Raw genomic sequence first — 21,493 nt, forward strand, 5'->3', positions numbered from 1 at the left:
CCAGAAGAGGTAGGCGAGCAGCAGCCCGCCGCCGACCACCGGCGCCCCCAGGCCGAACGGCCATGCGCAACGCCACGCGCGGGCAAAGGCGGCCAGGAAGCCGCGCGCCCCGACGCGCCCGCCCGCCCGCAGCACCCCGACCTGCTCCTGGAGCGCCAGCACGGACGGAACGGCCGTGACGAGCGGCAGCGCGAACAGCACACACAGCAGGTGCAGCGCCAGCGCCGTGCCGATGTCGTCGAGCAGGGGGAGCAGACGCCGCATGGCCTCGCCTCCGTCGCGGGTCCCGTGTGCTGTTCATCCATCACGATCCGGATCACATGGTTGCACAACGGCGGCCTCATCACTACGGTCCTCAGGAAAGCGTTTTCCAGCAGATTGCAGTGCTCCTGACAGGAGGTTTCCCACGCATGAAGCGCAAACTTGGCGTGCTCGCGGCCCTGACGGCGGGCGCGCTCGTGCTCACGGGTTGCTCGAGCTCCGGCTCGAACCGCTCCGGCGGTGACACCAACGCCGCCGAGCAGACGGGCACCCTGCGGGTGCTCGTCGCCAACTTCCCGTCCAACGACCAGGGCACCAAGACCTTCGCCGCGATAGTGGACGTCTTCCACAAGACATATCCGAAGGTCAAGGTCGAGTCGGACTTCGCCCCGTACGACGGGATGAACCAGAAGATCTCCACCTCGCTGGCCGGCGGCAGCCCGTACGACGTCATCAGCGCGGGCATCGGTTGGGTACAGCCGATGGCCGATCTGGGCGCCATCCAGAGCCTGACCAAGCTCGGTGTCACCAAGCAGAGCGTCGAGGACTCGACGAACCCCGCCTTCGTGCCGCCGATGCTCTACAAGAACGACGTGTACGCGCTGCCCGTCATCGCGAACCCGCGGGTGCTCGCGTACAGCAAGAGCGCGTTCACCAAGGCGGGCCTCGACCCGACGAAGCCACCGCAGAGCCTCACCGAGCTGCGCGAGTATGCCAAGAAGCTCACCATCCGGGACGCGGGCGGTCGCATCACCCAGACCGGTTTCGACTTCTGGGCGCCGCCGTCCAACTACCGTCAGCAGTTCGTCGCCTTCATGGGCGCGCTCGGCGGGCGCGAGTTCGACGGCGAGACCCCGGTGTTCGACTCGCCGGCCGGCGTCGACGCGCTGACCACCATCCGCGACATGGTCTCGGTCGACAAGTCCTCGACGTACGGCTATCAGAACTCCGCGCAGTCCGCCCTGGTGACGGCGGGCGAGGCGGCGATGGGATTCGCCAGCCCGAACGTGGACTGCTCCAGCGCGGGCATCGGCGACCGGTGCAAGGATCTCGTCTACTTCACCCTCAAGGACAAGCAGGAGGTCCAGTACGTCGGCGGGCGAACCGCCTCGGTGGGCGGCCGGACGAAGCTGCCGCAGGCCGCGCTCGCCCTCGCGAAGGCGTTCACCGATCCCCAGGTGCAGGTCGCGGTCTCGAAGATCGACCGCGGGGTGCCGATCGGCAAGGACGCCGGCGAGAGCGAGTGCGTGAAGTCCAACCCGGCCAGCACGATCGCGTGGAAGGACCTCGACAAGGGTGTCTTCGAGTTCGGCGGCCCCACCTATCTCGACTTCCGGGCCAAGTTCGGTCCCGCGCTGGACCAGGTGATCCTCGGCAAGGCCGAGCCGAAGAAGACGCTCGACGATCTCAAGCAGGTCGCGCTCAGCGGCGGCCGGTGACGCCCGTGGGCCCCGGCCTCCCCCGGGGCCGATGGGCCAACCCGACCATCCCGCCTTCACCCAGCCCAGAAGGGTCAAGATGAGGTGACCACACTCTCCGCCGCAGAAGCGACCAGCGCCCCGGCCGCGCCCGCCTCGCACGCCTTACGACGGTCCGGCCGGCGACGCGGCAGCGTGGATCGCTCCAAGGCGCGGGCCGGCTGGCTACTCCTGGGCCCCGCCCTGCTGCACTCGGTGATCTTCATCGCGATTCCCATCGTGATCGTCGCCGTCCTCAGCCTGACCGATGCGCGCGTGGCCAGCCAGGGCGTCTTCATCGGGCTCGACAACTACACCGAGTTGTTCCACGATGACGTCTTCCGCAAGGCGCTGGTGAACACGCTGCTCTACACCGTGGTCGTCGTGCCGGTGGGGATGGCGATCGCCCTGAGCGTCGCGATCGGGCTCAACCAGCAGCTCCGCGCGCGGGGCCTGTTCCGTACGCTGTTCTACATCCCGGTCGTCACCAGCTCCGTCGCCGTCTCGGCGGTGTGGCTGTGGATCTACAACCCCGCCGCCGGCCTGGCCAACCAGGTGCTCGCGTTCTTCGGCCTCGCCCGCTCCGGCTGGCTGACCGACCCGGACGTGGCGCTGCCCGCACTCATGATCATCGGTGTGTGGCAGGGCCTGGGCAACAAGATGATCGTCTACCTGGCCGCCCTGCAGGGCATCTCCCCGGACCTCGTCGAGGCCGCCCGGCTGGACGGCGCGGGCCGGTGGCAGGTGTTCCGCCACGTCACCTGGCCCGGCCTCGCGCCGGTGCACTTCTTCGTCCTGGTCACCTCGATCACGAGTTCGTTCCAGGTCTTCGATCTGGTCTACGTCACCACCCACGGCGGTCCGGCGGACGCGACCAACGTGCTCACGTTCGACATCTTCACCAACGCCTTCACCCGGCTGCAGATCGGCTATGCGAGCGCGGAGACGGTCGTCATGTTCGGCTTCGTCGCAGTCATGATCTACCTCGGTCGGCTCACCCAGCGCGATCGGAGGGAACTGTGATGGTCACGATCGCCGAGGCGCCGCCCACCCCGACCGTCCCGGCCGCCCGCCGCGGATCCGGAACGACGTCCGCGCGGGCGTCCCGCATCCTCCTGTACGCCGTCCTCTCGGCGGGTGGCTTCCTGATGGTCGTGCCGTTCATCTGGATGCTGTTGACCTCCTTCAAGGAGCTCAGCGAGATCAACACCTTCGCCTGGTTGCCGAGAACCTTCGCCTGGCACAACTACATCGACGCGTTCAACGCCGCGCCCTTCCTGACGTACTTCCGGAACAGCTTCATCGTCGTGGTCGCGCAGACCGTGCCGCTGCTCTTCCTGGCCGGGGCGGCGGGCTACGCGTTGGCGCAGCTGCCCGTCCGCGGGCGGCAGCCGATCCTGACCTACTTCATCCTGCTGCTCGGCGTGCCGTTCCAGGTGCTCATCGTGCCGCTGTTCATGGTGGTGCGCTCGGTCCCGCTGGCCGGCGGCAACGACATCCTCGGGCAGGGCGGCACCGGCTGGATCGACACCTGGTGGGCGCTGATCATCCCGTTCGTCTCCGCCCCGCTGTACGTGTTCCTCGCCCGACAGTTCTTCGTCTCGCTGCCGGCCGAACTCGCCGACGCGGCCCGGGTGGACGGCGTCTCCGAGATCGGCATCTTCTTCCGCATCATGGTCCCGCTCGCCCGCCCGGCCTTCGTGACCATCATCCTGTTCAATGTCGAGTCGGCCTGGAACGGATTCATCTGGCCCCTCGTCGCGACCAGCTCGGAACAGCTGCGACCGCTCCAGTTCGGCCTGGCCACCTTCATCCCCACGTCGTCGGACACCCCGCAGTGGCCGTTCCTGATGGCCATCTCGGCGCTGGCGGCGCTGCCGATGATCATCCTGTTCGTCTTCGGTCAGCGCTACTTCATCGCCGGCCTGGCAAACTCGGGGATCAAGGGATGAGCGACCTGCGCGTTCCCGACCGGCGACCCGCGTTCTCCACCCTCGGCGCCTCGGGCGAACCGCTTGATCAGGTCGTCCACCTCGCCCGCGCCGCCGGCCTCACCGGCGTCGAACTGCGCTGCGCGCCGGACGAGCCGATCCACCCGGGGCTGACCGCCGAGCAGGTGGAATCGGTCGCCCGGACGCTCGACGCGGGCTGGCTCAGCGTCCTCGCGCTCAGCGGCTACGTGCGGCTGTGCGCGCCGGACGACGACTTTCAACTCATCGAGCTGACCCGCCAGCTCACCCTCGCCGCGGCGGTCGGCGCGGCGGGCGTGCGGGTGTTCATGGGCGACGAGGACGGCACCGGTGAGCCGCGCGCGCGGCGCCGCCTGGCCGCGGCGGCGCCTCAGGCCGCCCGGCTGGGGGTACGCATCCTGATCGAGACGCACGACAGCCACGCGGAGAGCCGCCGACTCGCCGGCTTCATCGGCACGCTCGACGCCGACACCGTACGCGCGGTCGGCGTCATCTGGGACACGGCCCACACCTGGCGGCACGGCGAGTCGCCGGCCAGGAGCCTTGACCTGCTCGCGCCGTACCTCGCCCACCTGCAGGTCAAGGACGTCGCCTCGGACAGCGACGCCACCCCCGTACCGCTCGGCTCGGGCCGGTACCCGGTCCGCGAACTGGGGGCCGCGCTGGATGCGGTGCGCTGGCGCGGCTGGGTCTGCCTGGAGTGGGAGCGCAAGTGGCAGCCCGGACTGCCGCCGATCCGGGAGGCGCTCGAACGCTTTCCTGGCTGGGCGGCCGCGGTGCTCGGCGTCGCGGCGACGGGACCCGAGCCCCGCCCATGACGGGAACCACCGGGCACCACGCGAGAGGACTGTGATGACGGCGCTGGAAACGAATGCCCGACTGGGTGGCATCGAGCGGTTCGCGTCCGCGTTCGGGCGCGTAACCGTTCCGCCGGAGGACCGCGCGCTCAGTCCCTACACGGGCCTGACCCGCGCCCACTGGGCGGCGGTGGCCGACGACCTGCTGCTGTCCGTCGCGCGCTACCGGTCGCCGGGCGGGGCGCGGATCGACCTGCCCGGCCGCCCTTCGCAACAGGGCGTCCGCACGGACGGCCTCGAAGGCTTCGCGCGAACCTTCCTGCTGGCGGCGTTCCGGCACGTCGGCGAGGGCGGCAGGGCACCGTACGATCACCTCTCGCCCTACCTCGATGGCCTGGTGGCGGGCACCCGTACGGTCGGCGCGGACGACGACGAGTCCTACCCCGTCATCGGGGACATCGGGCGGCACGGACAGCCGCACGTGGAGGCCGCGTCGATCGCGCTGAGCATGCAGTTGACCCGGGCCGACACCTGGGACCGCCTCGACGCCGGCGCGCAGGATCGCCTGGACGGCTGGCTGCGGCAGGCGATCCACCGCGAGCCGTCGGACAACAACTGGTACCTCTTTCCGCTCACCATCGCGAGCTTCCTCGAGAGTGTGGGCCGGGCGGACGAGCAGACCGGCTACGTGATCGAGCGGGGCCTGAGCCTCATCGACGGGTGGTACCGGGGCGAGGGCTGGTACAGCGACGGCGCCGCCGACGCCTTCGACCACTACATCGGGTGGGCGCTGCACCTCTACCCGCTGCTGCACGCGCGGCATCGCGGCGACCACGCCCTTGAGGAGAAGCTCACGCAGCGCCTGCGCGAGTTCCTCGGCACGTACTCGCACATGTTCGACCGCAACGGCGCCCCGCTGTACCAGGGCCGCTCACTCACGTACCGGACCGCCACCCTGGCCGCCGTGGCGATGGGCGAGGTGTTCGGCGCCACCCCGCTCGAGCACGGCCAGTCCCGGCGGATCATGTCGGCGAACCTTCGTTTCTTCTTCGAGCACGACGCGACCCGCGACGGGGTGCTGACGCTCGGCTGGTTCGGCGAGCACGCGCCCACGTTGCAGCGCTACTCGGGCCCCGGGTCGCCGTACTGGGCGTCCAAGGGCTTCGCCGCCCTCATGCTGCCGGCCGAGCACCCGTTGTGGACGAGCACCGAGGCGGAGCTGCCCGGCGACGTACGGGACCACGCGCACACGATCCGCCCCGTCTCGTGGCTCATCCAGACCACCGCCAGTGACGGCCTGGCGAGGGTGCACAACCATGGCAGTGACCACGTCAAGCTGTTCCGGGAACCCGACGCGGGCGCCCCCGACCCGCTCTACGCCCGGTTCGCCTACTCCACCCGTACCGGTCCCACCGCCCTGCACAATGCCAGCGACAACGACATCCAGGTGCGGTACCGGGACGTGTGGAGCGTCCGGCGCAAGATCCACGCGGTGACGGGCGGCGCGGACTGGGTCGCCTCCTGGCACGCCCCACGGTTCCCGCTGTACGCGCCGTTCGACGCGAGCGACCCCGCGGATGGTGGCCCAGTGCTGCCGTCGGTACGCATCGAGAGCCTGACCGCCGTGCACGGCCGGGTCGAGGTCCGCGCCTTCCGGCTGCGCAACGTGCCCCCGCGGCTGCCGGTGCGGCTGTCCGGCTGGGCGGTGGCCGGCGACGCGCCGGAGGACTTCACGACGCACGTCGACGGCGCCGAGGCGACCATCCACGTGGAGACCCCGGACGGGCGCCTGACCTCGCAGCTACTCGGTGTGCACGGGCTCGGCGAGGCGACCTGTGCCGGCGCGCCGTACGGCACCGCCTTCGGCCGGTGGAGCGTCATGCCGGAGGTCCGCGGCCTGGCGTCCGGTCGGGTGTACGTGGCGCTCGCCTCCCTCACCGCCGATCCGGCGCCGGCGCCCCTGGCCGAGCTCGCGGCGGTCGAGGTCGACGGCAGCGCCGTCGCCATCGACTGGCTCGACGACGGGACCCGGTTGGTCCTTGACCTGCGGCAGATGCCCTGGTGAGGGCCGCCCATCGGGTTGCTCGATACCGCCGTCGGCGGGTCGCGGACATCGGCGCCCAAGTGGGCGACGTCTCGCAGCCGACCGAGCCGGTCGCCAGGTGTCCGGTACGACGGCCTGAGCCGATCGGGACGCGGCCGCTATTCGGCAGCGGACCGATCCGGGTCGGCAGCCCGGCCGTGCCCGGAGCTGCGCCGCAGCGCCTCGGCGACCAGGCGGGCCGCGTCGCCGAGGCGCCCGGGCCGGTAGCCGAGCACCAGACGACGGACCTCCGGCGGCTCGCCACGGACTGCGACGGCGCGAACGTCGGGTGGGAGCAGGGGCAGCGCCACCGGCGGCAGCGTGGTGATGCCCAGGCCGGCGCCCACCAGCCGGAACTTGCTCCACCAGTCGCGGACCACGTAGCGGACGTCGGGTCGCCCGGGTAGGCCGGGCCACACTCCGGGCAGCAGCTCACCGGTGTCCGACCGGCCGGCCACCCAGGTCTGGCCGATCAGCTCGTCCCGCTCCACGGCGGCGCGGGCGGCGAACGGGTGCCCCGCTCCCACGCACAGCAGCAGGTCCCGTTCGGCGAGGACGAGCTGCCCCAGCGCCGGCGTTTCCGTGTCGAGCGGCCGGAACGGTGGCGACTGGGCCAGCACCGCCAGGTCGAGCGTGCCCGCCCGCAGCGACCGGATCAGGGTCGCGCTGCTGCCCTCCCGCAGCGACACCGTCAGCTCCCGGGGCAGGGCGGCCAGCACGGCGGGCAGCAGCGCCGCCGCCGCGGTGGGGAAGGCGCCCAGCCGTACCGGTCCGGCCGTGGTGGCATCGCCCGCCAGGTCCCGGGCCGCGGCGTCCAACTCGTCCAGGATCCGGATCGCCCGGGCCAGCAGCATCGAGCCGGCTGCCGTGAAGGCCACGCCGTCGCGCCGTCGCTCGAACAACGGGCGTCCGGCGGCCGCCTCCAGCGCCGCCACCTGGCGGGACACCGCCGACTGGGTATAGCCCAGCGCGCGGGCGGCCGCCGTGAACGACCCCCGCTCCGACACCTCCCGCAGCACCCGCAAGCCCGCCGGTGCGAAGTCACCTGTCATGCGTCTCCCGCATACCTGTCGTGCCGGATTGTCGATCCTCGCATGCTAGTGGGGCGATCTCCCCGTGGCTAACGTTCGGACGTGACCTCTCCACGTACCGCCCTCGTCACGGGGGCCAACCAGGGCCTCGGCCGCGCGATCGTCGAAGGGCTGGCCGCCGCCCTGGCACCGACCGACCGCGTCCTGCTCGCCGGCCGCCGACCCGACGCCGTGCAGGACGCCGCCACCGAGATCGCCGCCGCCGTACCGCGGGGCGCCGGCGTCGAGCCGTACGTCCTCGACGTCCGCGACCCGGCCGCCATCGAGGCGCTGGCCGCCGACCTCGGCGAGATCGACATCGTCTTCTCCAACGCCACCGCCCGGATGAGCCCGGACGACGACCCCGCCGACCGGGTCGACGCCGTGGCCGAGACGAGCAACCTGGCCACCAGCCGCATCCTGCGCGCCTTCGGCCCCCGCCTGCGGCCGGGCGGCCGGCTCGTCGTGGTGGCGAGCGCGCTCGGCACCCTCGACAAGCTCGACGCCCGCGTGCGGCCCCGGTTCGCCGCCGCCGCCGAGGCCGACCTGGACGCCGTGGATGACCTCGTCGCGCAATGGCGGGCCGCGGTCCACGCCGGGCGGGCCGAGGAGCAGGGCTACGGCGCCTGGCTCAACATCCCGTCCAAGGTCGCACAGGTCGCCGCGGTCCGCGCGTACGCCCGGGAACGGCGCGCGGACGACCTGGCGCGCGGCACGCTCGTCGCGGCGCTGTGCCCCGGCTTGATCGACACCGCGGCGTCCCGGCCGTGGTTCGCGGACATGAGCACGGCACAGACCCCCGCCCAGGCCGCCGCGTGGCCCGTGGAACTGGCGGCCGGCGAGCTGACCGCCAGCGCCCTGGCCGCGTTCCACGGTGAACTCGTGCAGTTCGGCAGGGTGCTTCCGTGGCGTACCGGTATCCCGGTGCCGCACCGCGCGACCACCTGACCGCTGCCGACCGCCCGCCGCAGGGCGTCGGCGACGAGCTGCGGAGCTGATCAGGCGGGTAGACTGGGCCCAGCTGCAGGGTGTGTTGCCCGCCATCGACGGCGTCGACAGGTGTCACCGATCGGGATGCGAACGGCCGGGAGCCGGCAGTCGACCGATGGATCCCGCGCCACGCGACCGCTGCAGGGGGAAGCCACCAGGTGAGCACTCACTCGACGTTGCTGTTCGTGCTCGCCGCCGTGGCCGTCATCGTCGTCGTACGGTGGGTGGCCACCCACACCGGCCTGCCGTCCGCCGCCCTGCTGCCGCTGATCGGCATCGCGTACGCGCTGCTGCCCGGCCCGAACCTTGGCCTGGATCCCGACCTGGTGCTCATGGTGGTGCTGCCGCCGCTGCTCTACAGCGCCGCCCTGGACTCCTCGCTGCTGGACCTGCGCCGGAACCTCCGCATCGTGGTCAGCCTGTCCGTGGTGCTGGTGCTGCTCACCGGGGTGCTGGTCGGTCTCGGCTTCCACCTGTTCGTCGCCGGCGCCACCCTGGCCGCCGGGATCGCGGTCGGCGCCGCCATCGCGCCGCCCGACCCGGTGGCCGCCCTGGCGGTGGGCCGCCGGGTCAACCTGCCGCCGAAGATGATCACGATCATCCAGGGCGAGGGGCTGCTGAACGACGCCACCGCGTTGACCATGCTCAGCGTCGCGGTGGCCGCCGCCGTCGGCGGGAAGTTCTCGTTTCCCGCCGCCGTCGCGCAGTTCGTGCTGGCGGCGGCCGGCGGGGTCGCCGTGGGGGCGGCGGTCGCCTGGGCTAAGCGGTTGGCCCGACCGCTCACCGCGGACCCGTTGCTGTCCAACGCGATCTCCCTGGCCACCCCGTTCCTGGCCTACCTGCTGGGCGAGGCGTTGCACGTCTCCGGGGTGCTCGCCGTGGTGGTCGCCGGGCTGATCGTGGGCCACCAGACGCCCGAGCTGGGCTCCGGGGCGTCCCGGTTGCAGACCGGCGCCGTGTGGCGGCTGGTCGACTTCTTCCTCGAGGGCTTCGTCTTCCTGCTGATCGGCCAGCAGCTGCCCGAGGTCGTGCAGGGCCTGCGCCAGTACGACACGGCCACCATCGTGGTGGCCGTCGCGGTGTCGGTCGGCGTGGTGCTGCTGCTGCGCCCCGCCTGGCTGATGTTGACTCAGTCGCTCCCCCGCTCGCTGCACACCCGCCTCGGCGGCGTATCCGAGCAGGACGACACCGGCGAGCCGGGCAGCGCCCGGCAGGCCGCCCGCGCCGACCGCAACGCCGATCGGCTGACCCCGCGCGAGGTGGTGGCGCTGAGCTGGTCCGGCACCCGCGGCGTCATCAGCCTGGCCGCGATCTTCACCCTGCCGCTGACCACCGACAGCGGAGCGCCCTTCCCCGACCGCGACCTCCTGCTGTTCTGCACCTTCGTGGTGGTCCTGGTGACGCTCGTCGGGCAGGGCCTGACGTTCGCGCCGCTCGTCCGGCGGCTCGGCCTGCGCGCCAACAAGAGCGACCAGGCACGGGTACGCAACGAGGCGCGCTCGGCCGCGGTCGAGGCCGCGCTGGCCCGCCTCGACGCGGTCGCGGCCGACGAGCCGGACAGCGCGCCGGCCGTCGACGCCACCCGTACGCAGCTGCTGGGCCGGTTGAAGCGCTACCGCGGACGGCTCGACCTGATCCAGCAGAGCGGGTCGGCCGACGTGCCCACCTCACCCGAGTACGAGACGGCGCTGCGGGTCCGCCGGGCGGCCATCGACGCGCAGCGCGAGGAGCTGTTGCGCTGGCGCGACGCCGGCCGGCTGCCCGACGAGGAGCTCCGGGTGCTGGAGCGCGAGCTCGACCACGAGGAACTGCTGCTCCCGAAGCGGGCGTCGAGCTGACCAGCACTCCGCGGCTGGCCGCTCAGCGGCGTACCAGAAGGTCCTGACCCTGCCCTCAGCGCGACCCGGCGGGTACGGCCGTGGGGGTCGGCTCGGCCGGCGCCGGCGGCGCCGGGCGGACGCGCCAGGTGGCCGGGACGGCGAGGGTGGCCACGGTGACCAGGACGGCCACCAGCGCGATGCCACCCAGCAGCGGCCCGGTGCCCAGCGCCGTGGCCACCGGGCCGGCGAGTCCGGTGCCGATCGGCACCGCGATGACCGCGCCAAGCATCAGCACCGACGTGGCGCGGGCGATGAGACCGTCGGGCAGTTCGTCCTGCACGGCGGTGCTCTGGAAGACGTTGTAGATCGAGACCTGGAGGCCGCCGAGAACGGCGGCCGGGACGATGAGCCACACCGGCGCCGGCACGGCGAGCGTCACCGCGAGCGGGACGATCAGCAGGAAGCAGCCGACGGCGGCCGCCATGGGCCGCCTCGATCTCCACCGGGAGCTGACGAGACCGCCGAGCAGGGCGCCGACCGTGTAGCCGATGGCCACCGCGGCCCAGGCCGGCGCGCCACCGAGGTGCTCGTTGGCCACGAACGGGCCCAGGACGAGGATCGGGGCGACCACCAGCAGGTTGATCAGGCCGGCGTGGGCCGCCCAGACCCACAGCCAGGTTCGGTCCCGTACCTCGCCGAGGCCGGTCCGGACGCCGGCGATCAGGCCGGCCTTACGGCCCGTCCGCCCGGCCGTGAGGGTACGCGGAAGCCGGGCCAGGACCGCGGCGCTGACCAGGAACGTCACCGCGTCGACGCCGACCGCCCACCCCGGACCGGCCAGCGCGACCAAGGCGCCCGCCGCTCCGACCGCGACGATCGAGGCGGCGCCGCGGGACATGGTGAGCACGGAGTTGGCCTGGCGCAGGCGCGGCCGGTCGACCAGCGACGGGAGCAGGCCCTGCGCGGCCGGGTTGAAGAAGGCGGCGCCCGCGCCGGCGATGAGTTGCAGCGCGACGAGCAGCCACAGCCGGACCACCCCCGTCAGCAGGATCACCGCGGTGGCCGCCTGGACGGCGCACCGGACCGCGTCGGTCACCAGCATGACCGTCCGGCGCGGGTACCGGTCCCCCACTGCCCCGCCGACCAGGGCGAACAGGATGACCGGCAGGCGGCCGCTGAGCACCACCAGGCCCAGCGCCGTTGGCGAGCCGGTCAACCCCAGGACGGCGAACGCCAGCGCGAACGGGGTCAGGCTGTCGCCGAACCCGGACGCGGTGAACCCGATGAGGTAGCGGCGGAAGTCACGGATCCTCAGTACGGCGAACATCGAGCTCCTCGGACGTGGTCCCACCGGGGGCCGGCCGGCGTTCGGTGGGTCCGTCGAAGGATGGGCGCTCAACCAGGTCGAGGGTCAAGCCGGGATCGCGTACCGGCTCGTGCGGGCCGCTCGTACCGGAAGGTCCCGACCCGCCTCAGCCGGCGGGGAACTGGTCCGGGTCCACGTCGCTGGAACTGGCGTTGCCGCCGTTCCCGGCCAGCAGGGAGAGGGTCCATTCCGTGTAGCTGCGAGAGGTGGTGGTGAATTTGTACGTGCTGTCGAACCGCTCGAAGCCGCAGTCCCGGCCGAACGCCTTGAACCGGCTGTCCCAGTCGATGCCGCTGACGAAGTAGACCTGGTAGGTGCCGTCCGGGATCCCGCGTACGGTCGCGGTGCTCTTGCTACGGACATAGATCCGGTCGACGACGGTCTTGCCCCGCACGACGCTGAACACCGTGTCGACCGTGCCATTATTTTCGATCTTCAACCGGCCGAGGCCGCCCTGCGTCCGCTTGAGGTACGACCCGGTGCTCAGCCGCCGGTTGGCGTCCTCGGTCTTCGCGGGGATGAAGGCGCCGACCCGGTACGGGTGCGCCGGGTCGGCGCTGGCCAGCGTCCGGAAGGCGCCCCGGAGGCGCTCCACGGCCGCGTCCCGACTGAGCTGCGCCGTCGCGGCCGGCCCGACACACACCTCCCACGAGTCGGCGACGGATCCGGCCACGGCCAGCGCCGAGCTGAGCTCGAGCAGTCCCCCGAGCAGATCGGCATGGGCGCTGGCCGCGGTCGCCGGTGGGGTGAGATCGGCCAGCGTGGCGCGCTGTTCGGTGATCGTCTTGGAGATGCCGGCGGTCGCCAGGGTGACGGCGTGCGGGTTCTTCGCCGCGGCGAGCGAGCGGAAGGCCGCCGCCATCGCGCTGTCGAAGCCGGTCAGCGTGGCCTGATACTGCTCCGGTGTCACCGGCGCGCCGCTCGTCGTCGACGCCGCCGCGGCCGCCACCGGCGCCGGGTTCTTCCCCTTGCCGTCGGGCAGCAGGGTGAAGATCAACCCTACCGCCGCCAGCACCGCCACGACCGCCACCGCGGCGACGACGAGAACGGCCCGGCGCCGCGCCGGGCTGACCGGGACCGGCGGTCCGTTGCCCGACCATGGGGCCGCGACGCCCGGCGCGCCCATGAACTGCGGCGGCGCGGCCGTGGACGGCTGTTGCGCCGTCATGAAGGGCGACGGCTTCGCCGCGAGCTGCGGTGGCGCGGTTGGGAACGGCGGCGGCGTCGTCGCATATGGCGGCGGCGGCACCGTCGCGTACGGCGGCGGCGTCGTCGCATACGGCGGCGGCGCGGTCCGCACCCGGACCAGGACGTGCGCGTCCAGCGGCGATCCGTCGGCCGCCGCCGGGCCGAGGCCCGGAAGCCGCAGCAGCGCGCCGTCGGCGGTTCCGGCCGGAATCTGTACGGTCGTGCTGCCCGACCAGGGCAGAACGAGCACCTTGGAAACGCCGGCGAGAGCCTCCTGCGGCTCCACCTCAACAGTCAATGGTCCCCCGTGGTCCATTCGTACAGTATGGACGTTTGCCGAGACGCAAGCAGCAGCCGAACGTCGGACCGACGATCCGCTGAGCCGGTGGTTTGGCCCGCCCTCAGCCGGGCCAGTCGATCCGCAGCGGCCCGGATCAGAGCTTGCCTGCTCGTGCGGCAGTAGGCGGTCCGAGGCTTCCCGCGATGGCCGACTGTCCCATCCTGGCGATGATCCCGATATCCCGGACCGTCATGTCTCCTCCGGCGTCCGCCGTTCCGCGGCGTACGCGCCGACGCGGCGACGAGCCGGCCAGCCGTCGGCTCGCGCCGCACGTCGGGCTGCCCGCGGTGCGGGAGTTCGCCGACCGGGTGCAACCGCTGCTGCAGGCTGCCTAGATGCGCCCGTTCGCCTTCGCCAGCAGCACCGCGAGCAGCCCGGCGACCGAACCAGCACCGACGATCTCCCCGGCCTGGATCCGCTGCTCGGCCTCGGTGAGGGGGACCCAGCCGAGTCGTTCTGTCTCGTTGATGTCGGGGGTTCCGCCGGTGGGTTCGGCGTCGCGCGACAGGTAGATGATGTTCTGCTGGTCGATGGTGCCGACCATCGGCTGGAACTCCAGGAGCGGTTCCATCGTTCTCGGCCGCCAGCCGGTCTCCTCCTCCACCTCCCGGGCCGCACACACCACGGGGTCCTCGTCCGGGTCGAGGTAGCCGCCCGGGAGTTCCCACACCCACCGGTCGATGACGAACCGGTGCCGCCGCATCATGAGAACCCGCTCGGCGTCATCGAGGATGATGACCATCGCCGCGGCCGGGATCCGCAGCACGTACTGCTCGAACCGGACCCCGTCAGGCAGCTCGACATCGGCGATGCTCAGCACCGCCCGCCTGGTGTCGTCGACGATCCGCTCGCCGTGGATGGTCCACTCGCTGGGCCGTCGAGCCTCGGCAGTCATGGCCGCACCCTACCGAGATGTCCACCGCTGTTCCCGGGTCGCGTCGCAGTGTCCGCTGACACCGGCTGACGCCGTACCGCTTCAGCCTGACCGCCGCTGGGACCAACCTGGCCACCAAGGGGATGTGGCGGTCGGTGCCGTAGGGGCCAGGCCGCTGAATCCCGAGCGACGGCGGCCAGCAAGCTCCGAGCCGGCCTGCTGGCCGCCGCCGCGCCCGCTCAGCAGAACGAACCTGGGAACCGATGGCGATGTACGCCCGTGCGGAGGTAGCCGACGATGTCTCTCACCATGGCGACCCTGGCGTCCGCTCTCCTCGGCTGGATAGCCGGGATGTGGACGTTCAAGCGCTCGCAACGGTGGTGCCCGACCTGCGGTAACGCGCTCGCCTGCCCGAGCTGCCGGGACGGCCGCCACCGGCAGCCGAAGCGGACCACCAGCCCGAACGGGGGCGCGTTCGCGTGACCAGACCCGAAGTAGTGGTGGGCCAGGTGGTCCACATCCCCGAACCGGACTACCGCTATGGCACCGGGGAGCTGATCCTGCGGGTCAGCATTGTCGGCCCGATCGAGCAACTCGCCGATGGAGCATGGCTGGAGCTGACCGGGATCGAGCTACGCCAGGACGGATCGATCCGCCGGCCACAGCCGCGCCAGGCCCTGGTCCGGCTCAGCGCGCTCCGCAGGGCAACCGGCACCCGATGACCCAGCCGGCAGCGGGCCCAGACGTCAGGCTCGTCGAAAACACGAAAAGGCCCCGACGGGGCAGAGAACTGCCTGGTCAGGGCCTTGATCGTTGGTGCGCCGCCAGGGACTCGAACCCCGAACCCGCGGATTAAGAGTTACGTCGATGCCGTGCTCGTCGGTCCCATATGACGCTGGCAGGCCAGGATTTCCCTGGCGGTTCACGATTGGCGGGGTACCAGATACCACCAGATGCCGCCTGTCCATGGCGCGCGAGCACCCGGCGAGCACCCGCAGGTCCGCCTTTGGGGCGACCATGGACCAGCCGAGCTCTCGGTTAATCGCCGCAAGTTCACCCTGAAAATCAATCCCCTACAACCGCGAGTGGCCCGGCTGACGGGCCCAGGCAGGGACGATGTACCACGTGCCCATGTGGGCGGCCCAGTTCAAGCAAATGCGAGTATGCCGGACCCTCTGCATAGAGCCCGAATCTTCGACCGTCGACCAGTAACGACGGCTATCGCCGCTCTGTAGCGCTATGCCGCATTGATACTGATTGGCACGTCGATGACGTCGCGTGCGACCACGACCCCGTCCTTGACGACGTAGCACTCGACGACGTGCTCCCCACGGAAGCTGGTTCGCTCGTGCCTCACGCCGGGGCGGCTTGACGAGATGATCTGGCCGCGGATGTTGTTCCGGCGCTCGGCCTCGTCCCCTCGGTTCAGCACCTTCCACCTCACCTCATACGGCTCCGGGACGCTGCACTCGATGATCGTGAAGTCGAGACCCTTATTCGCGAGGAGCGGAGTCCGGTCGCGGAGCATCCTCCGCAGCAGGGTCGGTCGCCAACCGTTCTGCGTGACCTCGCAGTCGATCGCCACCGTGTGCCCGATGTCGACGGGGAACAGGTTCTCGATAAACTCCTCCGTGTCGCTGAACGACCGAGCGGACTTGGTGATCTCAAGCGGAACCGCCGTGCCGAACACCTCCCGCCACTTCTTGTTCGCAGATGCCTTACCCTCGTCGGCGATAGCTTCGATGCAGCGGTTGTATGCCTTCTTCGCCTTCGGCTGGAACCGCTTCTTCACCGTCACACGCTGGTTGCTGCCCAGCGCGAGATAGTAGTCCTTGTCAGGCTCCTCGGCAAGGAACCTGAAGAAGTCCCGGACCATAAAGTCGAACCAGAGAGAACCCTTGTCGTCGTACTCGGTGGTGGTCGAGAAGAACCGATGAACCAGCGTGTCGATAAGCAGGCCGCCCATGACCACGCCGTTCGTGTCCTTCCACGCCCGGACCATCCGAGCGAGGTGGCGCATGTTCTTCGACGTGCGATCGTTGCAGTCCTTGGTTGCCGTGATCTCGTGGCGCGGCTTGGTGACCTTCCAGCTCTCGGACTTCGTGTCGGGGTAGTCAAAGGTGCCGTTAGCGTTCTCGAAAGCCGGCTGAACCTCGAACTTGAACTTGTTGCTGGTGAACTGCACCCGCACGACGCACTGGTCGACCCGGATCTCGGTGTTCGGATAACGAGCCTTCAGATCATCCCGGATCCGGTTGAGGATCCTCCGCGGCCCAGTCTCGCTGTCGTAGCTCGAGCGGAGGCCGGCCGGGAGGATGTAGATCATGTCGAGGTCGGACACCCCACGGATCGCCGTGCGTCGCCCGTAAGAGCCCACCATTAGCCGGTTCACGGTGCATCCCTCGACCGACCTGAAGTCCTTGTTTAGCGCCTTGGTGATCTCATCCCGACGCGCGGCGATGGTGGTGCTGGCGTCGCCAACCTTGAGGTTCTCGAGAAGGGCGTCGAATATCTCCGAGACCTTCATGCGGCAGCCTCGCTCTCGCTGAGCCGGAGGGTTTCCGGCAGGAGGAGGTCGATCTCGCCGGACGTGAACGTCAGCTCCTCGTTGTTCTGAAGCCCGTCTTGTGCCTTGCCATATGCCTTGGATGTGGTCCTGGGCGCGTCGGCGTAAGCCGCACGCGTGGTCTCCTGGAGCTTGTCACGGCGCTCACGCGCATCGGACGCCGACGTCGCGCCGGACATCAGGTCGGCGATCAGAGACAGGTACGACTCGCGGACGTCCCACAGGCGCGAGGCGGTGTTGCGGTGCGCTTCGGACTCTTCGCCGAACTTGAAGCTCTTGGTCGCGAGGGTCAGCGTCGTGACGATCAGGGCGATGAACGATGTGACGAGGCTGGCGATTTGCGGGCTCACGAAGTTGCCGAGCAGCGCCGCCAGGAACGTACCGGCGCTGGCCGCCGTGAAGACGACAAGGGCAGCCTGCTGGCTACGATGCTTCCGGAAGCAGAGGTCGGCTTGCTTCTCGTGGGTCTTGTGGCTGTACACCACACGACCGAACGTCTCCCGCACCTGAGCCAACAGGTACTCGTCTCGCTCTGTCTTGACTACGGGGTCTATCGCCATCTCTCCCCGCTCACCAGTGACTAAGAGGTGCACCCCCGGTGGGTTCCTCCCCGGCCGCACGTGCCGCGGAATAGCGATGGTCACTGACTATCGCTGCACTCGGTTAAGTATGGCTGGGACCACCGACACTCCTGGAGCCAGTCTGGAGACCTTCGTCCACGTCGGTCAGCCCATCCACAGGCGGGCACCGGCGCCGAGGAGGTCGGACTTCCGGCGCTCGTAGTCGGGCATTGCCCGTTCCACCGTCGCCCAGAACGCGGGCGTGTGCTGCGGGTGCGCTACGTGCGCGAGCTCGTGCACTAGCACGTAGTCGATCAGCGACGGCGGTAGTTGCAGGGTTGCCCAGTGGATGTTGAGCCGGCCATTGGCGCTCAGAGATCCCCATCGGTAGCCAAGGTCCCGCACGTCCAGCCCGGTCGGGAACAGCCCCATTCGGTCGGTCCACGGACGTAGCCGACCCGGCAACCACTGCCGGCCCCGAGCGCGATACCAGCGGACCAGGTACGCGCTCGGATCTGGGCCGGCCGCCGCCGTTCGGGGTAGAAGCAGCCGGCCGCGTTCCATGCGCACCTCGTCGGTGTCGGTGTCGGTGACGAGCAGGCGGTGGCCGCGGCCCAGGTAGGCGAACCCTTCCCCGCTGACGAACTCCTTAGCTGGTCGGGCGGACAGCAGGAGGTCCTTCTCGGCCAGCTTGCGGTAGACCCACATCCGTTTGGAGTACGCCCATGCGGCCAACGCCTCAGGTGGGCAACCGGTAGGTGCTTGCAGATACAGCGACCCGTCCCGGTCGACAGTGATGCCGACGGTGGCGCGACGCGGCGACTCGCGGACCGCGAAGTGCAGGTCACCAATGAACATTGTGTCGGGTAGTGCTTCGGTCACGCTCACGGCGACGATGCCAGCCGGTGGTGGTTGTGCTTCGCCAGCTCGAGCAGCCGGTCGGCGAGCGGTCGCAGCATGGCGTACTTGAACAGGTCGCTGCCGTCTTCCAGCCGGCTGTCGTCCAGTCGAGCGATGATCGCCCGGCGGAGCTGTTCGCGCTTGTGCGGGTTGTCCCAGAATCCGACCAGGCGTATGTCGTCGCGGATGAGGTGTACGACGTCGATGGTGGCCTGCCGTAGCGGTCCGGCGATCTCGGCGGCGACCGGCCGGCCGTAGTCGGCCAACTCTTGGGCGATGAGGTCGTGGAACGGTGCCTCGATACCCGGCTCGAGTCCGTTGCTGCCCTCGGTTCGCCCCGAGGTCACCACCGGTAGGAAGTTGGCCAGCGCCAGCGCGAGCTGCTCCCACTGGTCCCGCAGCTGACTGATGATCTGCTCCAGATGCTCGGACAGCCGCTGGTAGTGGGCCGGGTCGGTGTCCATGCGCTCGCCGATGTGGTGGCGGATGGCATGCTCCATCTCTGATGCCCTGGCGCGCGGGCTGGTCAGTCCGCTGACCTTCTCCGCGTAGTCGGCCGAGGTGATGGAGATCGGTGGGATCTTCTGGGTAATGCCCAGGGATTGGACGTGCGCGTCAATCAGTGCCCGGACCTTCTCGCCGTAGACCCGAACGTCGAACAGCGTGTGGTCGCGGTAGCGGCGGCGGGCCAGCAGCGCGATCGCGCCGCACGCCTTCGCATCGGCCACATACGGCAGGGCCTTATCCGACGGCAAAACGATCTCCATGCTGCGGTTGAACGCCTTGAGTGCTGCCTCGAACCTGGCCCGCAGCCGCTCCTCGGCCAGCGCCTCCACGCAGGCGTCCTGCGCCGCCACAGTGCTCAAATCGCTGATGCCCGCGAAGAGCTGACGCACCGCGGCGTGAGCGGCGGCCAGCCTCGGTACCTCGTCGTTGAGGCTGGTCAACGCGCCGTCGATGTCGTCGTCTGCATACGCTTCCAGCGCCTGCGCCAGGTGGTGGGCAACGCCGTAGTAGTCCACGATGTAGCCGACGCTCTTGCCCGAGGTGGTGCGGTTGACCCGTGCGATGGCCTGTAGCAGGTCCGCCTCTCGAATCGCCTTATCGAGGTAGAGCACCTGCTCGCGAGGTGCGTCGAAGCCAGTCAGCAGCATGGCGTTGACGATTAGCATCGCCACAGGGCTGGTCTGGTCGGCGGGCACGCCCGGCATGGGCAGCTTCTTCTTCTTGAAGTCGTCGACCACCTGCTCGTACCCGCTGGTCCACTCCAAGATGGGCGACTTGTCATTCTGCCGGCTGGAGACCACCGGTACGAAGTCGAGCTGCGCGACGACGTCCCGATGGGGCCACGCCCGCACCAGCAGGGCCCGCTTGGCGGTCAGCCGATCGACCCGCTCCAGCGCGTCTGCGGTCTTCCACGCCGGATCGAGCGCATCCAGCTCAGCGATCAGGGCGTCTCGGGCAGCCAGGAACGCGGTCCGGTAGCGGACGGTGGCGAGTCGGCTGGTGGCCACCACCTGCGCCTTGAAGCCGTTCGGCAGCACCACCTCGACGTAGTGGCGAAGCATGTTCGCCGCCTTTGCGGCGATGAGCTGCTCGGCCTCGGCGACGTGCCGCTTGGTGGCGTACCGCTTCTTCAGCTCCTCGGTCTGCTCCCGGGTGAGCCCGTAAAGGTCGATGAACTCGTCGATGTCGTCAGCGTCGTTGATCCCGCCGCGGGTGGTACGGCCCTCGTACAGGATTGGCACGGTCGCCCCGTCGGCCTCGGACTGGCGGATGTCGTACCGGTCCAGGTACTCACCGAAGATCGTGTGGGTCTTCTTCTTTGCACCCATGATGATCGGCGTACCGGTGAACCCAACCCTGGCTGCGTTGGGCAGTGCCTTTTGCAACGCCGCATGTAGCGCGTTTGAGTGCGACCGGTGCGCCTCGTCGATTAACACCAGCACCTCGGCGGACTTGTCCAGCTCACCGATGTTCTTCAGTGCAGCGTCGTCCGTCTTCTTCGCCTGGGGGTTGCGGTACTTCTGCACCATCACGAAGATCAGCGCCTTGCCTGGGGTGGCCAGCAGCTCCTTGGCCTTGGCCACCTTGGTCGCCGTACGGACCGTTTCCCCTGTCAGCTCCGCTGTGTCGGCGAGCTGCTTCTGCAGATCCTTACGGTCGGTCACCACTACGACCTTGAACCCGACCAGCGCCGGGTGCGATCGCATGGCCCTAACCAGGAACACCATGGTCAGGCTCTTGCCCGACCCCTGGGTATGCCAGATGATCCCGCCGCGCCTATCGTGCTCACCATCCTGCGCCCGGGTCGGGCCGGTCAGCAGCCGCTCAATCGTCGTCCGGACCGCGCGGTACTGCTGGTACCGCGCCACAACCTTGATCTTGCGTTCCTCCGGCTGCATGACCAGGGTGAAGTGCCGAATCAGGTCCAGCAGCCGCGCCGGATGCAGCATGCCCGCGACCAAGCGCTGCTGTGACGACAACTGGGCGACGCTGAGGCTGCCGGCGACATCTTCCTCGGGGGTGGGCGCAGTCGTCTTCCATTCGGCGTAGTGCTCCGCCAGACCGGTGAACGTGCCGGCCTTCGCTGTCTCGAAGCTGCTCGCCACCACGAACTGGTTAGTGTGAAACAGCAGCTCGCTGCCCTCCGGCTCCACCGAGTTGCGCTGGTTGGCGTATCGGCGAAGCTGTTCAACTGCCTCACCGATCGGGTCCGGCTTGGTCGGTGACTTTGCTTCGACGACGACCAAGGGGATGCCATTGATGAACAACACCGCATCCGGCCATATGGGGGCGCGACCACCGGGTGGATCCACCCGGAACTGGTTAACCACTAGGAAGTCATTGTTGGCGAGTGGGTCAGGGCTTGTCCAGTCGATGAAGTGAACGGTACGGGCTCGGCCACCGTCCCAACCATCAACGCCATCCACGGCAGCGCCGCGGAGTAGCAGTTCAGTCAACTCCTCGTTGATTTCGAGCAGTGATGTCGCTTGGGGACGGGTGAGCTGGGAGATCGCCTGATTGATGCGGCCGTCGTCTAGCCACTCGTTGCCGTCGCCATCGAGGTTGATTCGGCGCACTGCGGCCCGCAACCGCTCAAACAGCAGAACTTCCCGGAAACTGGTCCGACCCGCTACTGAGGCTGGGTCGGACCTGTCCGGCTCAACGTGCTGCCAACCCATGCGAATGAGTTGACGTACCAGCGGCCGCTCGACCCGTTCATACTCCGACCCTGAACCCACGATGCT

Annotated in this window: 18 protein-coding genes; 10 read left to right on the forward strand and 8 right to left on the reverse strand. The window is 69.8% G+C overall.

What is annotated here, in order from left to right:
* The first annotated feature begins 410 nt into the window (after positions 1–410).
* The 5 genes from ACFFHU_RS07830 (at position 411) to ACFFHU_RS07850 (ending at position 6,550) form a co-directional block, all read left to right on the forward strand.
* The gene (locus tag ACFFHU_RS07830; RefSeq protein ID WP_377337016.1) at positions 411–1,700 is read left to right on the forward strand and encodes an extracellular solute-binding protein; all 1,290 of its coding nucleotides are present in this window, start codon (positions 411–413) and stop codon (positions 1,698–1,700) included.
* A gap of 174 nt (positions 1,701–1,874) precedes the next feature.
* On the forward strand, positions 1,875–2,741 hold the full coding sequence (locus ACFFHU_RS07835) for a carbohydrate ABC transporter permease (protein WP_377337017.1): 867 nt from the start codon (positions 1,875–1,877) through the stop codon (positions 2,739–2,741).
* Positions 2,741–3,670, forward strand: a complete 930-nt coding sequence (locus tag ACFFHU_RS07840; RefSeq protein WP_377337018.1) for a carbohydrate ABC transporter permease — start codon at positions 2,741–2,743, stop codon at positions 3,668–3,670. The genes ACFFHU_RS07835 and ACFFHU_RS07840 overlap by 1 nt, the downstream gene beginning before the upstream one ends.
* The gene (locus ACFFHU_RS07845) at positions 3,667–4,506 is read left to right on the forward strand and encodes a sugar phosphate isomerase/epimerase family protein (protein WP_377337019.1); all 840 of its coding nucleotides are present in this window, start codon (positions 3,667–3,669) and stop codon (positions 4,504–4,506) included. The genes ACFFHU_RS07840 and ACFFHU_RS07845 overlap by 4 nt, the downstream gene beginning before the upstream one ends.
* A 34-nt stretch (positions 4,507–4,540) precedes the next feature.
* The gene (locus tag ACFFHU_RS07850; RefSeq protein WP_377337020.1) at positions 4,541–6,550 is read left to right on the forward strand and encodes a DUF2264 domain-containing protein; all 2,010 of its coding nucleotides are present in this window, start codon (positions 4,541–4,543) and stop codon (positions 6,548–6,550) included.
* A 137-nt stretch (positions 6,551–6,687) separates the two neighbouring features.
* Here ACFFHU_RS07850 and ACFFHU_RS07855 read toward each other — a convergent pair whose 3' ends face one another.
* Positions 6,688–7,620 carry a LysR family transcriptional regulator gene (locus ACFFHU_RS07855; protein WP_377337021.1) on the reverse strand — a complete coding sequence of 311 codons (933 nt, stop codon included), beginning with the start codon at positions 7,618–7,620 and terminating at the stop codon, positions 6,688–6,690.
* Between the two features lie 81 nt (positions 7,621–7,701).
* On the opposite strand from ACFFHU_RS07855, the gene ACFFHU_RS07860 reads away from it, so the two are divergent.
* Positions 7,702–8,586: an SDR family NAD(P)-dependent oxidoreductase gene (locus ACFFHU_RS07860; RefSeq protein ID WP_377337022.1), complete on the forward strand. Its 885-nt coding sequence runs from the start codon at positions 7,702–7,704 to the stop codon at positions 8,584–8,586.
* A 200-nt stretch (positions 8,587–8,786) separates the two neighbouring features.
* Entirely contained in the window at positions 8,787–10,466 is a 1,680-nt protein-coding gene (locus ACFFHU_RS07865) for a Na+/H+ antiporter (RefSeq protein WP_377337023.1), read from the forward strand.
* Between the two features lie 55 nt (positions 10,467–10,521).
* Here the strand turns inward: ACFFHU_RS07865 and ACFFHU_RS07870 are convergent, their stop codons facing one another.
* Both ACFFHU_RS07870 and ACFFHU_RS07875 read right to left on the reverse strand, forming a co-directional pair.
* Positions 10,522–11,775, reverse strand: a complete 1,254-nt coding sequence (locus ACFFHU_RS07870; RefSeq protein WP_377337024.1) for an MFS transporter — start codon at positions 11,773–11,775, stop codon at positions 10,522–10,524.
* A 145-nt stretch (positions 11,776–11,920) separates the two neighbouring features.
* Positions 11,921–13,288, reverse strand: a complete 1,368-nt coding sequence (locus tag ACFFHU_RS07875) for a hypothetical protein (RefSeq protein WP_377337025.1) — start codon at positions 13,286–13,288, stop codon at positions 11,921–11,923.
* Positions 13,289–13,533: 245 nt separating this feature from the next.
* On the opposite strand from ACFFHU_RS07875, the gene ACFFHU_RS07880 reads away from it, so the two are divergent.
* Positions 13,534–13,677, forward strand: a complete 144-nt coding sequence (locus tag ACFFHU_RS07880; RefSeq protein ID WP_377337026.1) for a hypothetical protein — start codon at positions 13,534–13,536, stop codon at positions 13,675–13,677.
* On the opposite strand, the gene ACFFHU_RS07885 is transcribed toward ACFFHU_RS07880, so the two are convergent.
* Positions 13,674–14,237, reverse strand: coding sequence for an NUDIX hydrolase (locus ACFFHU_RS07885; RefSeq protein ID WP_377337027.1), 564 nt, complete (start codon positions 14,235–14,237; stop codon positions 13,674–13,676). The two genes, ACFFHU_RS07880 and ACFFHU_RS07885, sit on opposite strands and share 4 nt — an antisense overlap.
* Positions 14,238–14,513: 276 nt before the next feature.
* Here ACFFHU_RS07885 and ACFFHU_RS07890 point away from each other — a divergent pair, with 276 nt between their 5' ends.
* Positions 14,514–14,699 (forward strand): B-box zinc finger protein, encoded by a 186-nt coding sequence (locus ACFFHU_RS07890; RefSeq protein ID WP_377337028.1) that lies wholly within the window; start codon positions 14,514–14,516, stop codon positions 14,697–14,699.
* A complete protein-coding gene (locus ACFFHU_RS07895; RefSeq protein WP_377337029.1) occupies positions 14,696–14,938 on the forward strand; it encodes a hypothetical protein in 243 nt (80 codons plus the stop codon). Before ACFFHU_RS07890 ends, ACFFHU_RS07895 begins: the two co-directional genes overlap by 4 nt.
* A gap of 515 nt (positions 14,939–15,453) precedes the next feature.
* On the opposite strand, the gene ACFFHU_RS07900 is transcribed toward ACFFHU_RS07895, so the two are convergent.
* From ACFFHU_RS07900 to ACFFHU_RS07915, 4 genes are all read right to left on the reverse strand, one after another.
* The gene (locus ACFFHU_RS07900) at positions 15,454–16,743 is read right to left on the reverse strand and encodes a nucleotide-binding domain-containing protein (protein WP_377337030.1); all 1,290 of its coding nucleotides are present in this window, start codon (positions 16,741–16,743) and stop codon (positions 15,454–15,456) included.
* Entirely contained in the window at positions 16,740–17,288 is a 549-nt protein-coding gene (locus tag ACFFHU_RS07905) for an SLATT domain-containing protein (protein ID WP_377337282.1), read from the reverse strand. Before ACFFHU_RS07905 ends, ACFFHU_RS07900 begins: the two co-directional genes overlap by 4 nt.
* Before the next feature lie 219 nt (positions 17,289–17,507).
* Entirely contained in the window at positions 17,508–18,230 is a 723-nt protein-coding gene (locus ACFFHU_RS07910; RefSeq protein WP_377337031.1) for a M48 family metallopeptidase, read from the reverse strand.
* Positions 18,227–21,487 (reverse strand): type I restriction endonuclease subunit R, encoded by a 3,261-nt coding sequence (locus tag ACFFHU_RS07915; RefSeq protein ID WP_377337032.1) that lies wholly within the window; start codon positions 21,485–21,487, stop codon positions 18,227–18,229. Before ACFFHU_RS07915 ends, ACFFHU_RS07910 begins: the two co-directional genes overlap by 4 nt.
* Positions 21,488–21,493: the final 6 nt, after the last annotated feature.

The sequence above is a fragment of the Plantactinospora siamensis genome (assembly GCF_042434095.1).
Taxonomy (GTDB): domain Bacteria; phylum Actinomycetota; class Actinomycetes; order Mycobacteriales; family Micromonosporaceae; genus KBS50.

Bases quoted from the DNA above. Each gene is read 5' to 3' on its own strand.
- ACFFHU_RS07830 (WP_377337016.1), top strand. From the start codon at position 411: ATGAAGCGCAAACTTGGCGTGCTCGCGGCCCTGACGGCGGGCGCGCTC.
- ACFFHU_RS07840 (WP_377337018.1), top strand. From the start codon at position 2,741: ATGGTCACGATCGCCGAGGCGCCGCCCACCCCGACCGTCCCGGCCGCC.
- ACFFHU_RS07845 (WP_377337019.1), top strand. From the start codon at position 3,667: ATGAGCGACCTGCGCGTTCCCGACCGGCGACCCGCGTTCTCCACCCTC.
- ACFFHU_RS07850 (WP_377337020.1), top strand. From the start codon at position 4,541: ATGACGGCGCTGGAAACGAATGCCCGACTGGGTGGCATCGAGCGGTTC.
- ACFFHU_RS07855 (WP_377337021.1), bottom strand. From the start codon at position 7,620: ATGACAGGTGACTTCGCACCGGCGGGCTTGCGGGTGCTGCGGGAGGTG.
- ACFFHU_RS07870 (WP_377337024.1), bottom strand. From the start codon at position 11,775: ATGTTCGCCGTACTGAGGATCCGTGACTTCCGCCGCTACCTCATCGGG.
- ACFFHU_RS07880 (WP_377337026.1), top strand. From the start codon at position 13,534: ATGTCTCCTCCGGCGTCCGCCGTTCCGCGGCGTACGCGCCGACGCGGC.
- ACFFHU_RS07885 (WP_377337027.1), bottom strand. From the start codon at position 14,237: ATGACTGCCGAGGCTCGACGGCCCAGCGAGTGGACCATCCACGGCGAG.
- ACFFHU_RS07890 (WP_377337028.1), top strand. From the start codon at position 14,514: ATGTCTCTCACCATGGCGACCCTGGCGTCCGCTCTCCTCGGCTGGATA.
- ACFFHU_RS07900 (WP_377337030.1), bottom strand. From the start codon at position 16,743: ATGAAGGTCTCGGAGATATTCGACGCCCTTCTCGAGAACCTCAAGGTT.